A 12,799-nucleotide genomic window follows, 5' to 3' on the forward strand; every position below is an offset into this window, starting at 1 on the left:
CCCGGTCCGTCCTATCCCATGGGCGCCGGCTTGATCACCGCGAACGCCGCACCCGCGGGGTCGGCGAAGGTGGCGATCCGTCCGACCTCCGGCACGTCCGTGGCGGGCATGGTGACGTGGCCGCCGAGGCGTTCCGCGCCGGCGACCGTGGCGTCGGCGTCTTCCACGGCGAAGTACGGCAGCCAGTGCGGGCCCGCCTGGGACTGGCTGGGGACCGCGTCGAGGGGCACGAGCCCTCCGAAGGAGGAGTCGGCGTTCTCGTTGCCGGCGGGCCGGATCATCGTGTACGTACCGCCGGGATACGACATGTCGTCGGTCTGCCAGCCGAAGACGGTGTGGAAGAACGCGGCCGCCGCCGGGACGTCCGGGGTGTACAACTCGGACCAGACCAGCGCGCCCGGCTCCATGATCATGCCGAGGCCGGTGTTCGTCCCGGGCTGCCAGACGCCGAAGTACGCCCCGGTGCTGTCCGTGAAGCCCCCCATGCGCCCGTAGTCGAGCACGTCCATCGGAGGAAACGCGGCGGTGCCCCCGGCCCGCTCGACCGTCCGCGCGGTGGCGTCCGCGTCGGGGGTCTGGAAGTACACCGACCAGGCGGGCTTCCCCTGGTCCTCCGGCACGGTCATCACACCGGCGACGGTGCTGCCCCGCAGCTGGTACATCCCGTAGCCACCGGTCTCGGGGCCGCCGGCCACCATGTCCCAGCCGAAGAGGCCGTTGTAGAAGGCGGTGGCCGCGGCGAGATCGGGGGTCCCGAGGTCGATCCAGTTGGGGGCGCCGGTGACGAAGGCGGGGTCGATCATGGTGCGACTCCTCGGGCGGAACCGTGTCTCACGCGTGTGCTCACGCCGGACGTCCTGACCCTCCGAGTCTCGCACCGGGTACCGACAACCGCAGCTCCGGCGGACCGGAGCTGCGGTTGGGCGCGGGCCCGCCCGGCGGAACGGCGGCGGCGTCACACGCCCTCGGGAGCACAGGGGCGCCCGGCGGGGAGCGGCCCGGCCCGTCTCAGTGTGCGTGCTCCCGCGCCGCGCCTGCCGTGTGGTGATGCGGATCGTAGCCCGGCACCGTGCCGTCCGGCTTGGCGACGAGCAGCAGGCCGGCCATCCCCATGTCGGAGTGGCTCTGGACATGGCAGTGGTACATCCAGGCGCCGGCTCCCACGTGTTCGCCGGCGATGATCTGGAAGCCGAAGGAGTCGGCCGGTCCGCAGATCTTCGTGTCGACCACGCGGCTGGGGTCGTCCGGGCCGGTGAGCAGCCCCGTCCGGTTGTCCGCCCAGCGGTGCCCGTGGATATGGAACGTGTGGTAGTACTCGCCGTGCGTGATCATCACGACTTCGACCCGGTCGCCCACGGTGGCCTCGAAGTTCGGGCTCTTGTCCGCCGCCTTGTTGTTGATCGTCATGTCGTTGAAGACGATCGTGATCGTCTTGTCCGGCAGCACATCTCCCTTGCGGCGTACGACAAGTGGCCCGTACAGCCCCTTGCGGATGCCGCCCGTGCCGTGGTCGGTGCCGACCACATGGTCGTGGTAGTGCCAGTAGCCGGCGCTCCCCGCCCGCCAGGTGCCGTCATTGCGGCGGCCGGGGGCGTGGGTGCGCCAGGTGTACGTCCGGGTGCCTCCGGGTTCGACATGGCTGCGGTTCATCCGGGTGCCGTCGCTCGCGATGTCGTAGTCGACGCCGTGCACATGGAGGCTGGCGTCGACGTCCGTGGTGTTCTCGAACTCGATGTGCAGGGTGTCGCCCTCGGTGATCTCGATGAGCGGCCCGGGGATCGACGCCTTGCCCTTCTCCAGGCCGTACCCCAGCTGACCGTCCGCCAGTTTCTCCGCGAACAGCTTGAGATGGCGGACGGCGCCGCCCGCGGGGGCCGTCTTGGCGGGGTTCTCCGCGGAGGTGGCCTGCACGGCACCGAGTGACATCGATGTCACGCCGGTGGCCGCCGCCACCCCGCCGCCCACCAGCATCCGGCGGTTGAAGGTCCTTCGGTCCATGTCGAACTCCCCACTGCGAGACGGAAACTGACGCGCTGCTCCCCTGGACGGCCCACACGGTATCCGGGGGCCGTTGGTTTATCCACACTCAGGACAAAGTTCGTTCGATTGCTGCCATACCTATTGGCGAGCCACGAAAAGAGGTCTAGCTTCATGCGCTGTCGCAGTGACCACAGAGGCGCGGTGACGAGAGAAGTGACCAGAGAAGTGACCAAGAGGGGTGGGTGACCACATGCAGCGCACACCACATCACAGGTCCAGATCGCGCCGCGGAATCGCGGCGGCCGTGGCAGCAGGTGCCCTGACCGCGTCCCTGCTCGGCGGCAACGCGGCCACTGCCAGCCCTTATCCGGACCCAGGGCTGAAGGAACGGATGGCGACAACGTTGTCCCTTCCCACGCCGCCCGGCGGGGCCGACGTCAAGGTGCTGGTGTTCCACGCATCGGCCGGCGAGGAGTCGCCGACCGTGGACGCGGGCATCGCGGCCGTGGAGAAGATCGGACTGAGCGGTCCTGAGGCAGGACGCTTCAAGACCGTCGCCACCGACGACGCCACGGTCTTCACCAACGGCAAGAAGCTCGGCAGGTACAACGCGGTCGTCTTCCTGACCGGGGGCGGCGATGTGCTGGACCCGGAGCAGGAGGCCGGCCTGGAGGCCTACATGGAGGCCGGCGGCGGCTTCCTCGGCATCCACGACGCGGCGCGCACCGAACCGTACTCCGACTGGTTCACCGGCCTGGTCGGCGCCCGCCCGGCGGCGGACAGCCCGACAGCCGTCCAGCGTGCCACCGTGGAGATCGGCGACCGGCAGCACCCGGCGACGAAGAACCTCCCGCTGGAGTGGAAGCGCCCGGACAAGTGGCTGAACTGGAAGGACAACCCGTCCGGCGACGTGCACACCGTGGCCCGCGTCCGCGAGCTCACCTACACCCCGGGCAAGAGCGCCAACGGCTGGGACCACCCGGTCTCCTGGTGCCGTGACTACGACGGCGGACGCTCCTTCTACACCGCCATGGGCGGTACGGCGGCGAGCTTCGCGGAGACCGACTTCCGTGACCACCTGCGCGGCGCGCTGGCCTGGACGAGCCGCCTGTCGCAGGCCGACTGCAAGGCCACGATCGACTCCAACTACACGGCCGAGCGGCTCACCCAGCCCAACCAGCCCGGCCGGAACGACCAGATCGGTGAACCGCACGGCCTGGTGACCGCGAAGGACGGGCGGGTCTTCTACATCGGGCGCGGCGGCGCGGACAGCAGCGTCCCGGTGGTCACCGACTGGAACGACCCGAACGTGGGCAAGGGCGAGGGCGAGATCCACGTCTACGACCCGGCCACCAAGAAGGTCACCCTCGCCGGGAAGCTGAGCGTCTTCGGCAACAAGGGCGGCGGCGACGAGCTGGTGAAGGTGGAGGAGGGACTGCTCGGGATCGAGCTCGACCCGGACTTCGCCACCAACGGCTGGGTGTATCTGCACTACACCCCGCATGCGAAGATCGACCGCGACAAGCAGATGGCGGTGCGCCAGGTCTCGCGCTTCACCTTCGACCACGCCACGAACAAGCTGGACCTGGCCTCGGAGAAGGTGCTCCTGCACTGGCCGGTCCAGATCCACAGCTGCTGCCACGCGGGCGGCGGGATGGCCTGGGACTCGGAGCAGAACCTGTACATCGCGACCGGTGACAACAACTCCTCGCAGTTCAGCGACGGTTACTCCGGCAACAACCCGCAGCCGAACTACAAGGGCGTGTCCTTCGCCGACGCCCGGCGCACCGCGGGCAACACCAACAACCTCAACGGGAAGATCCTGCGGATCCACCCCGAGGACGACGGCACCTACACCCTGCCCGAGGGCAATCTCTTCACGGGCGAGGAGCCGGACGAGGGCGGCGGCAAGACCCGCGGCGAGATCTATGTGATGGGTGTCCGCAACCCGGCCCGCATCTCGATCGACACGTCGACCGACACGCTGTACGCGGGCTGGGTCGGCCCCGACGCGGGCGCGCCGAGCACGACCTGGGGGCCCGCCAAGTACGACACGTTCGCGGCGATCACCAAGGCCGGCAACCACGGCTGGCCGTACTGCATGGGCAACAAGCAGCCCTACCGGGACCGTAACCTGCCCGATCCCACCAAGCCGCTGGACTGGTACGACTGCGACGCGCCGAAGAACGAGTCGCCGAACAACGACGGCCTGGTCAACCTGCCGCCGGTGACCGGCAACACCATCTGGTACTCGCCGCAGGGCGGCGGCGTCGACTACCCGCGCGACGAGAACGGCATCCCGAGCTACAAGGTGGAGGAGGAGAAGGAGCTCCTGCCCTGGCTCAAGGGCGGCGGCCAGGCCACGATGAACGGCCCGGTCTACCGCTACGACGCGAAGAGCACCAGCGAGGCCAAGTGGCCCTCGTACTGGGACGGGAAGTGGTTCGTCGGTGACTTCTACGACGACACCCAGCCGCGTCACGCCGTGCTGACCGACCCGAAGACGGTCGGCAAGGGCGGCCTGCCCACGCACGCCGAGTCGCTGAAGAAGATCATTCCGGTCGGTGCGGACGGCATCCGCAACCTCATGGACTGGAAGTTCGCCCCGGACGGCTCGCTCTACGTCCTGGACTACGGGCGCGGCTTCTTCACCTCCGACTCCAAGTCCGCGCTGTGGCGCGTGACGTACAAGGGCGGCGGTCAGACCCCGGCCGCCGCAGACCTGGCCAGGAAGGCGGCAGCGCAGTGAGACACCCTTCACTCCTCGCGCGACGGCGGTACGGGCCAGCCCGGTGGTGGCTCGCCCTGCTCGGTTCGTTCCTGATGGTCCTCGGACTGGCGTCCACGGCGGCGTACGGCCGCGAGGACGACCGGGCGGCGGCAGCAGCCGACCAGGTCCTCACCTGGACCGCGGGCGATCCCATCGACCACTATCTGACGGCTCCCGAGACCGCGGTGGCCGGTGCCGCGACCATCGTCTTCGAGAACAGTGAGGCCACGGGCAACACGACGAGCATGCCGCACACGCTGACGTTCAGCGTGTCGGACCCGGAGTACAACAACGACGTCCAGGTCAACATCCTGGCCAACCCGGGTGACAGCGAGGGCGGCAAGCACAGCGTCGAGGTCACCCTCACCCCCGGCAAGTACTTCTACCACTGCACGATCCCCGGCCACGGCTCGATGCAGGGTGTCCTCACGGTGACCGAGGACGGTGGCGGCGGTGACGACACCACCGCCCCCGAGACCTCGGCGACGGTGGACGGGGACAAGAACGCCGACGGCGCGTACATCGGCCAGGCCACCGTCACCGTGGCGGCGACCGACGCCGGATCGGGCGTCGACACCGTCGAGTACGCGGTCGGGGCGGACGGCGCCTGGCAGCCGTACACCGCACCCGTCGTGGTGAACGAGGTGGGCGACCACACCGTCCGCTACCGCGCCACCGACAAGTCGGGCAACGCGGCGGAGGAGAAGTCCGTCGACTTCGCGGTCGCCGCGCCGCCGACGGACGACAAGACGCCCCCGGAGACCTCCGCGACCGTCTCGGGTGAGAAGGACGACGCGGGCGCGTACCTCGGCATGGCCACGGTCACCGTGACCGCGTCCGACACCGGGTCAGGGGTCAACACCATCGAGTACGCCGTCGGGGCGGACGGCGCCTGGCAGCCGTACACCGCACCCGTGATGGTGCACGAGGTCGGTGCCCACACCGTCCGCTACCGCGCCACCGACAAGTCGGGCAACGCGGCCGAGGAGAAGTCCGTCGACTTCACCGTCGTCGAACCGCCCTCACAGGACAAGACGCCGCCGGAGACCTCGGTGGTCGTGACGGGCGACAAGAACTCGGACGGCGCGTTCATCACGAGCGCCGAGGTCACCCTCAGCGCGACCGACGACGACTCGGGTGTGGACAAGGCCGAGTACTCCCTCGACGGGGGCCCGTACCTCGCGTACTCCTCCCCCGTGATCGTCGACCGCGTCGGCCATCACACGTTCGCCCACCGGGCGACCGACAAGGCCGGCAACACCTCGGAGGCGAAGCGGAGCTCCTTCACCGTCGCGCAGAGCGGCGGCGTCCCGGCGCCCAACTGCCCCGAGTTCGACGAACGGCTGACGGTCATCGTCGGCACGGTCGACACCGGTGTTCCCAACCGGCTCACCGGCAACCGCTGCACGATCAACGAGCTCATCGAGGACGAGAAGGACTGGTCCTCGCACGCCCTGTTCCTCAAGCACGTCGACAAGGTCCTGGACAAGCTGCTCACCGCCGGGGTCGTCGACGCCCGTGAGCACAAGAAGATCTACCGCGCGGCCAAGCAGTCCGGCATCGGCAAGCCGGGCCAGGACGAGGGCTACCGCAAGCTCTTCGACGGCACCGCCGGATCCCTCGCCAAGTGGGAGCAGGTCGGCGGCGGTCAGTTCGCGCTGAACGAGCAGGAGGGCTCGATCACCAGCTCCACCACGGTGGACGGCATGGGGATGCTGTGGTTCCCGTCCCGGCAGTACGGGGACTTCTCGCTGAAGCTCCAGTGGCGGGACGACGCCGCGGAGGGTGCCAACGCCAACGGCGGCGTCTTCGTCCGCTTCCCGAACGTCCACGACCACCCGGAGGAGTCCCGTCCGGAGTGGGCCGCCATCAAGTACGGCCATGAGATCCAGGCCTATGACGGGCCCGGCGGCGACATGTACAAGACCGGTTCCGTCTACGGTTTCGACCGGGTCGGCCTCGGCGGCGCCGCGGTCACGCCGAAGGGCACCTGGAACGACTACGAGATCCGGGTGGTGGACCAGCACTACTCGGTCTACCGCAACGGTGTCCTGATCAACGAGTTCGACAACAACGGCGGTCAGGCGTTCGAACCGCCGCGGGGTGACGACCCGGGCACCGACGGCCGGCGGTACGCCTCCGGCTACATCGGGCTCCAGGTCCACAGCACCACGGACGTGATCTCGTACCGCGACATCCGTATCCAGGAGTTGTAGGCGAGCCACGCTCAGACGGCGGCCGTGGCCGCATGCTCCGGCATGTGGTCACGGCCTCCTGGGTGCCGGTGGCGCCACACCCAGAAGACCGTGCAGGAGACCAGTGACCAGGCGGCCAGCACCAGGAACGGGAAGGCCATCTGGTGTCCCTGGTAGTAGACCGCCGTGTGCTGTGCGTTGACCGAGGCGCCCGGCGGCAGCCAGCGTCCGATCTCGCCGAGCACCGAGGGCAGAAGCGGCCAGGACACCGCTCCCCCGGACGAGGGATTGCCCAGCAGCACCATCAGTCCCCAGGTGGGAAGCATCGCCCAGCGTCCCATCATGGTGTTGAACATGGTGAAGACCATGCCCGACGTGAACATCGTGAGTGCCAGGATCAGCCAGGACTCGACGAACGGCAGGTCCAGCGCGCCGATCAGCCAGTCCACCACGGCGGCGATCGCGAAGCCGCCGAGCAGCGAGTAGGCGACGGTGAAGGCGATCCGCTCGCCCGGATTGAGTGCTCGGGCGTGCACGCTGAGCTGGATGGCTCCGACGAAGCCGATGATGACGGCGGCCAGCGAGATGTAGAAGAGCGCCAGCCCGCGCGGGTCACCCTTCTGGAGCGGCTTGACGTCCGTGATGGTGACCGGGACCCCGGTGGCCTTCGAGACCTTCGCCCCGGTCTCGGCGAGCAGCTGGGCGACCGTGGCCCCGGCGGCCCCGGCGATGTCCATGGCCACCCCGCGCTCCCCGGGCCGCAGGGTCACGAAGACCTTCTGTTCCTCCATGGCCTCCCGGGCCGCGCCCCGGGAGGCGTACGGGCGCAGCTGGAGGGAGGCGTCGAGGGCCTTCTCCATCCCGGCGATGAACTGCTTCCCGCCCTCGGCCTGTACGTCGCCGACCACCGCGGAGGGGATATGACGCGGCGTCGGGTCGGCCATCGTGTAGGTGTACGAGCCGGCGAAGAGCCCGGCCGCCGCGGCGAGGATGAAGAGCAGCACGAAGGCGGGGACGTACGGGGACTGTTTGTACGATGCCCACTTCTCGGCCCGGGTCGGGGGTCTGCCGTGGGCGCCGTGCGCCGGGGGACCGGCCCCCTCCTCGGCGCTCATGCGTCGCCGTCGTCGTGCCGGGCTCGGCTGGGCTGCACCCGCTTGGGCTCCCCGGGCATCTTCGGGTACTCCGGCGGATAGGGCAGGTCACCGAGCTTGTGCTCGTGCTCGTCCCTCCGTGCCAGCTCCAGCACGGCGTCGAGGCGGAAGGCGTGGTCGTCCATGTCGGCGTGCAGGTCGCCCACCTCGGCGTACCGCGCGGGCATGGTCCGCAGGTCGAAGTCGCGGGGCTCGGCGTCGTCGATCTCCTCCCAGCGCAGGGGCGCGGAGACCGGTGCGTGCGGGAAGGGGCGTACGGAGTAGGCGGAGGCGATGGTGCGGTCGCGGGCCGTCTGGTTGTAGTCGACGAAGATCCGCTCGCCCCGCTCCTCCTTCCACCAGGCGGTGGTCACCCGGTCAGGCATCCTGCGTTCCAGTTCCCTTCCTACCGCGATGGCAGAGCGTCTGACCTGGGTGAACGTCCACTCCGGGACCAGCGGGACGAAGACGTGGATGCCGCGTCCGCCGGAGGTCTTCGGCCAGCCACGCAGCCCGTGGTCGTCCAGGACCGAGCGCAGTTCGTGGGCGGCCCTCACCGCGTCGGCGTAGTCGGTGCCGGGCTGAGGGTCGAGGTCGATGCGCAGCTCGTCGGGGTGGTCGGTGTCCGCCCGGCGCACGGGCCAGGGGTGAAAGGTGAGGGTGCCGAGATTGACGGCCCAGAGGACCGCGCCCAGCTCGGTGGGGCACATCTCGTCGGCGTGCCGGCCGCTGGGGAATTCGATGCGGGCGGTGGGGGTCCAGTCGGGGAGGTTCTTCGGTGCCCGCTTCTGGTAGAAGAAGTCGCCCTCCACCCCGTCGACGAAGCGCTGGAGAGTGGTCGGCCGCTCACGCAGGGCACGGAGGACCCCGGGGCCAACGGCCTGGAAGTAGTCGGCCACGTCCTTCTTGGTGTAGCCCTTGTCCGGGAAGTACACCTTGCCGGGATTGGACAGCCGTACGGCCCGTCCGTCCACGTCCAGCTCCACCGCTGCTCCTGCTCCCATGTCGGACACCGTAGGCCGGGCCCACATATGCCGCATATCGGAAGACGTGCTCCGTGCGGTGAGTGAGAATCGGGCCATGGACCTGCCGGTGATGCCTCCTGTGAAACCGATGCTCGCCAAGTCCGTGTCCGCGATTCCCCCCGGTATGCAGTACGAGGCGAAGTGGGACGGATTCCGGGCGATCGTGCACCGTGACGGCGACGAGGTGGTGATCGGCAGCCGCACGGGAAAACCCCTCACCCGCTACTTCCCCGAGGTGGTCACCGCCGTGCGGGAGAATCTGCCGCCGCGCTGTGTGATCGACGGCGAGATCGTCCTGCCGTACGAGGGGCGGCTGGACTTCGACCGGCTGAGCGAGCGCATCCATCCGGCCGATTCCCGGGTGCGCATGCTGGCCGAGCAGATCCCGGCGAGTTTCGTCGCCTTCGACGTCCTCGCCCTCGACGACACGTCCCTGCTGGACGCGGCGCAGACCGAACGGCGCACGGTCCTGGAGCAGGCCCTGGCCGACGCCTCGGCTCCCGTCCATCTCGCTCCGTCGACCACGGACCCGGCCCTCGCCCAGGAGTGGTTCGAGCGGTACGAGGGTGCGGGGCTCGACGGGGTGGTCGCCAAGCCGCTCGGTCTGGCGTACCGGCCGGACGCCCGGGTCATGTACAAGATCAAGCACGAGCGGACCGCCGACTGCGTGGTGGCGGGCTACCGCTTCCACAAGAGCGGCCCGGTGGTCGGCTCCCTGCTGCTCGGTCTGTACGACGCCGGGGGCGCGCTCCAGCACGTGGGAGTGTGCGCGGCCTTCTCGATGAAGCGGCGCGCGGAGCTCCTGGAGGAGCTCGACCCGTTGCGCATCGACCCCGCGGAGCATCCGTGGGCGGCCTGGGCCGAGGCGGCGGCACACGAGGGGGCGCGGCTGCCGGGAGCGCCGAGCCGCTGGTCCGGCAAGAAGGACCTGTCCTGGGTGGCGCTCGCGCCGGAGCTGGTCTGCGAGGTGGCGTACGACCACATGGAGGGGGACCGCTTCCGCCACACCACCCAGTTCCGGCGGTGGCGGCCGGACCGCACCCCTTCCGGCTGTACCTACGCGCAGCTGGAGGAAGTGGTGCGGTACGACCTGTCGGAGGTCCTCGACGGCCGCTGACCCGTCATGCGGTGGGCGTGGGGCAGGGCTCGCCGGTGGTCGCGTCCGTGGGTGCGTCGGCGCCGGGCTCCGGCTCCGCGGAGGGCGTGGGGCAGGCCGGGTCCGTGGTGCCCGGGCCGGGGTCGGGGGACGTGGTCGGGTCCGGTGTCGTGGTCGGGTCGGGCGTGGACGTGGGGTCCGGCGTCGTCGTCGGATCAGGGGTCGTCGTCGGATCCGTGGGCCCGCCGCCGGTCGGGTCGGGGCCCGGGTCCGTGGGCGTCGCCGAACCGCTCGGACCCGGGGTGCCGGAGCCCGTCGGGGCGGGGGCCGGCGAGGTGGACGGAGACGGGGTGCGAGTGGGCTGCGGGCCGACGACGATGCCGCCGCCCTTGCCGGGAGTGTTCCCGCCGACCGGGCTCTTGGGCGCGTGGGGGCCTCCGGCGCCGGGGCTCTTCGGGATCACGCCCTTGCCGTCGGCCACGGGGTGGACGCCCTTGCGGTAGAACTCCAGCCAGGACAGGACCGTACGGAGGTAGGTGTCCGAGTGGTTGTAGCTGAGGACCGCCTTGTCCAGGTCCGCCCGTAGGGACAGGTCGCGGGTCCCGGCGCAGAGGTAGTGGCCGGCGGCGAGTGCCGCGTCGGCGATGTTGCCGGGGTCCTCGCGCCCGTCGCCGTTTCCGTCCTTGCCCCAGTGCGCCCAGGTGGACGGGATGAACTGCATGGGCCCGACAGCCCGGTCGTAGCGGGTGTCGCCGTCGTAGGCGCCGCCGTCGGTGTCGGCGATGTGCGCGAACCCGCTGCCGTTGAGGACGGGGCCGAGAATCGGGGTGAGGGTGGTGCCTGCGGCGTCCACCCGCCCTCCGCTCGCGTGGCCGGACTCCACCTTGCCGATCGCCGCGAGTAACTGCCAGGGCAGATGGCAGCCGGGGTCGCTCCGGCCGAGTGCTCCCTGCGCGTCGCGGTAGGCGGCCAGGACGGTGGCGGGGATGCCCGCCTCGGCCCATGACCGCGCCACGGCGGGCGCGGGCTTCCCGCCGGTGCTCTTCGGCGGCTCCGGTGACTCCAGGGGCGGCAGCTCGGTGTGGTAGCTGTCGTCGTTCTCCACCTCGGTCCAGACCACGTCCTCCGACGCCACGTTCTTCATGTCGGCGGCTCCGCCACCGCCGGTGAGTCCGGGGGCCTGGGACGCGGTGAGCGCCGCCATGGCCGCGACCGCGGTGGCCGTACCGGTGAGTCCGCGGCGCACGGTTCCGTCGAACCTCATGTGTCCTGCCTCTCCTGAGTCATCGCGTGAACGTGTCGATGGCCGCGATCCGCCAGGTGCCCCCGCGGCGAACGGCGTCCACGGCGAACATGGCGGCCGCGTACGTCGTCTCCTCGTCCTTGCCGGTACGGGTGTTGCTCTGGTCGGCGAAGATCAGCAGCCGGGCCCGGTCGCCGTCGAGCAGCTCCACGCCGCTCTGGGTGACGGTGGTGGTGAGGACGAGTTTCTGTTTCGGCGCCTGCGCGCGTACCTCGGCGAGCATGTCCTTGTGCTGCTGGACCGCCTTCCCGGTCAGGTGCTTCCGCGCGGCCTTGTCGGACTTGGCGGGCGAGGCGTAGTCGTAGGAGAAGACCGCGCCGACGGCCTCGGTGATCTGTCCCTTGACCTCACTGGTCCTGCCGATGTCGGTGAGGGCCGTGTTCTGCCGGCTCGGCTCGTCGCGCAGCGTGCCGGCCGACGTGAACGACCAGGCGGCGAAGGCGCCGAGGAGGACCGTCGCGGCGCAGAGGACCGCGGGCAGTCCGACGCGCAGGCGGGGCAGCCGTCCGCGTGGCGGCCCTTCGCCGGCGGCCTCCTCCTCAGTCCCGGTCCCGTCCCCGGGTGCTCCGGCGGCTGCCGCGTCCGCCGCTTCCGGGGTCTTCGCCGCCCCGGGAGCTCCGGGCGCCGGTCCTTCCGGCGCCGTGGTCCCCCGCGGTGGCGCGGTGGTGGCGGTGACGGTGGCCAGCCGGCGGCGGCGGTTGACGAGGTGACGGGTCGTCGACATCTCGGGGGTCCTCTCGAAGGCGTGCGTGGCGGACGTGCGGAGTCAGCCGGTGGTGTTCCCGACGGGTGCCTGGCCGAGGGCGCTGAGCTTCCACCCGCCGGGGGTGCGGGTGAGCTGACCCAGCATCCGGCTCTCCTTGACCGCGGGGTCGCCCTCGGGTGCGGTGACGGTGACCCGGAGCGCCACCATCACACCGGCCTTCCCCTCCCGGTCGTCCAGCTCCGTCACCGCTCCGGACAGGACCTCGGCGGTGCTGACCGTTCTGGCCGCCTCGATCTGCTCGACGAACGCGTCCCGCCCGTCGACGAGTTGCTTGTGCAGATCGCCGGTGGTCGAGTCCTCCCAGCTGTCGAGCCCCTGGGCGAGCCGGGCGTGGTCGAGCGTGTTCATGTTCTGCACCGCCTGCTCCCCCGCCGCAAGGGCGTCGTCGCGGGCCTGCGCGTAGGCCGCGGAGTCGTCGTGCGCGGTGTCGTAGCGGGACCAGCCTCCCCAGCCCGCGGCGACGGCGGCCGCGACCGTCAGCGCGACCGCAGCCGCCCGCAGCGGATTACTCGTCGTGCGTACCCGTGCCAT

At 70.4% G+C, this 12,799-nt stretch carries 10 protein-coding genes; 3 read left to right on the forward strand and 7 right to left on the reverse strand.

Going from position 1 to position 12,799, the window contains the following annotated elements:
• Positions 1–11 precede the first annotated feature (11 nt).
• Entirely contained in the window at positions 12–803 is a 792-nt protein-coding gene (locus tag ACZ32T_RS34375) for a VOC family protein (protein WP_467263540.1), read from the reverse strand.
• Between the two features lie 205 nt (positions 804–1,008).
• Complete coding sequence (locus tag ACZ32T_RS34380) at positions 1,009–1,998, reverse strand: multicopper oxidase domain-containing protein (RefSeq protein WP_467263541.1); 990 nt, start codon at positions 1,996–1,998, stop codon at positions 1,009–1,011.
• A 286-nt stretch (positions 1,999–2,284) separates the two neighbouring features.
• Between ACZ32T_RS34380 and ACZ32T_RS34385 the strand changes: the two genes are divergently transcribed.
• Positions 2,285–4,729 carry a ThuA domain-containing protein gene (locus tag ACZ32T_RS34385; RefSeq protein WP_467371337.1) on the forward strand — a complete coding sequence of 815 codons (2,445 nt, stop codon included), beginning with the start codon at positions 2,285–2,287 and terminating at the stop codon, positions 4,727–4,729.
• Positions 4,726–6,966, forward strand: coding sequence for a 3-keto-disaccharide hydrolase (locus ACZ32T_RS34390; RefSeq protein WP_467371338.1), 2,241 nt, complete (start codon positions 4,726–4,728; stop codon positions 6,964–6,966). The genes ACZ32T_RS34385 and ACZ32T_RS34390 overlap by 4 nt, the downstream gene beginning before the upstream one ends.
• An 11-nt stretch (positions 6,967–6,977) precedes the next feature.
• Here the strand turns inward: ACZ32T_RS34390 and ACZ32T_RS34395 are convergent, their stop codons facing one another.
• On the reverse strand, positions 6,978–8,060 hold the full coding sequence (locus tag ACZ32T_RS34395) for an ABC-2 transporter permease (protein WP_467371339.1): 1,083 nt from the start codon (positions 8,058–8,060) through the stop codon (positions 6,978–6,980).
• Positions 8,057–9,064, reverse strand: coding sequence for a non-homologous end-joining DNA ligase (gene ligD, locus ACZ32T_RS34400; protein ID WP_467371385.1), 1,008 nt, complete (start codon positions 9,062–9,064; stop codon positions 8,057–8,059). Before ligD ends, ACZ32T_RS34395 begins: the two co-directional genes overlap by 4 nt.
• 94 nt (positions 9,065–9,158) lie before the next feature.
• On the opposite strand from ligD, the gene ACZ32T_RS34405 reads away from it, so the two are divergent.
• Complete coding sequence (locus ACZ32T_RS34405) at positions 9,159–10,220, forward strand: ATP-dependent DNA ligase (RefSeq protein ID WP_467371341.1); 1,062 nt, start codon at positions 9,159–9,161, stop codon at positions 10,218–10,220.
• A 4-nt stretch (positions 10,221–10,224) separates the two neighbouring features.
• Here the strand turns inward: ACZ32T_RS34405 and ACZ32T_RS34410 are convergent, their stop codons facing one another.
• From ACZ32T_RS34410 to ACZ32T_RS34420, 3 genes are read right to left on the reverse strand one after another with little or no spacing between them, the layout of a single operon-like run.
• Positions 10,225–11,463: a lytic transglycosylase domain-containing protein gene (locus ACZ32T_RS34410; RefSeq protein WP_467371342.1), complete on the reverse strand. Its 1,239-nt coding sequence runs from the start codon at positions 11,461–11,463 to the stop codon at positions 10,225–10,227.
• A 19-nt stretch (positions 11,464–11,482) separates the two neighbouring features.
• Complete coding sequence (locus tag ACZ32T_RS34415; protein WP_467263552.1) at positions 11,483–12,226, reverse strand: hypothetical protein; 744 nt, start codon at positions 12,224–12,226, stop codon at positions 11,483–11,485.
• A gap of 42 nt (positions 12,227–12,268) precedes the next feature.
• On the reverse strand, positions 12,269–12,799 hold the full coding sequence (locus ACZ32T_RS34420; protein ID WP_467263554.1) for a nuclear transport factor 2 family protein: 531 nt from the start codon (positions 12,797–12,799) through the stop codon (positions 12,269–12,271).

The sequence above is a fragment of the Streptomyces sp. NPDC023573 genome, assembly GCF_055559735.1.

Coding starts and splice junctions, on each gene's coding strand:
- ACZ32T_RS34375 (WP_467263540.1), bottom strand. CDS start 803: ATGATCGACCCCGCCTTCGTCACCGGCGCCCCCAACTGGATCGACCTC.
- ACZ32T_RS34380 (WP_467263541.1), bottom strand. CDS start 1,998: ATGGACCGAAGGACCTTCAACCGCCGGATGCTGGTGGGCGGCGGGGTG.
- ACZ32T_RS34395 (WP_467371339.1), bottom strand. CDS start 8,060: ATGAGCGCCGAGGAGGGGGCCGGTCCCCCGGCGCACGGCGCCCACGGC.
- ACZ32T_RS34405 (WP_467371341.1), top strand. CDS start 9,159: ATGGACCTGCCGGTGATGCCTCCTGTGAAACCGATGCTCGCCAAGTCC.
- ACZ32T_RS34410 (WP_467371342.1), bottom strand. CDS start 11,463: ATGAGGTTCGACGGAACCGTGCGCCGCGGACTCACCGGTACGGCCACC.
- ACZ32T_RS34415 (WP_467263552.1), bottom strand. CDS start 12,226: ATGTCGACGACCCGTCACCTCGTCAACCGCCGCCGCCGGCTGGCCACC.
- ACZ32T_RS34420 (WP_467263554.1), bottom strand. CDS start 12,799: ATGGCACGGGTACGCACGACGAGTAATCCGCTGCGGGCGGCTGCGGTC.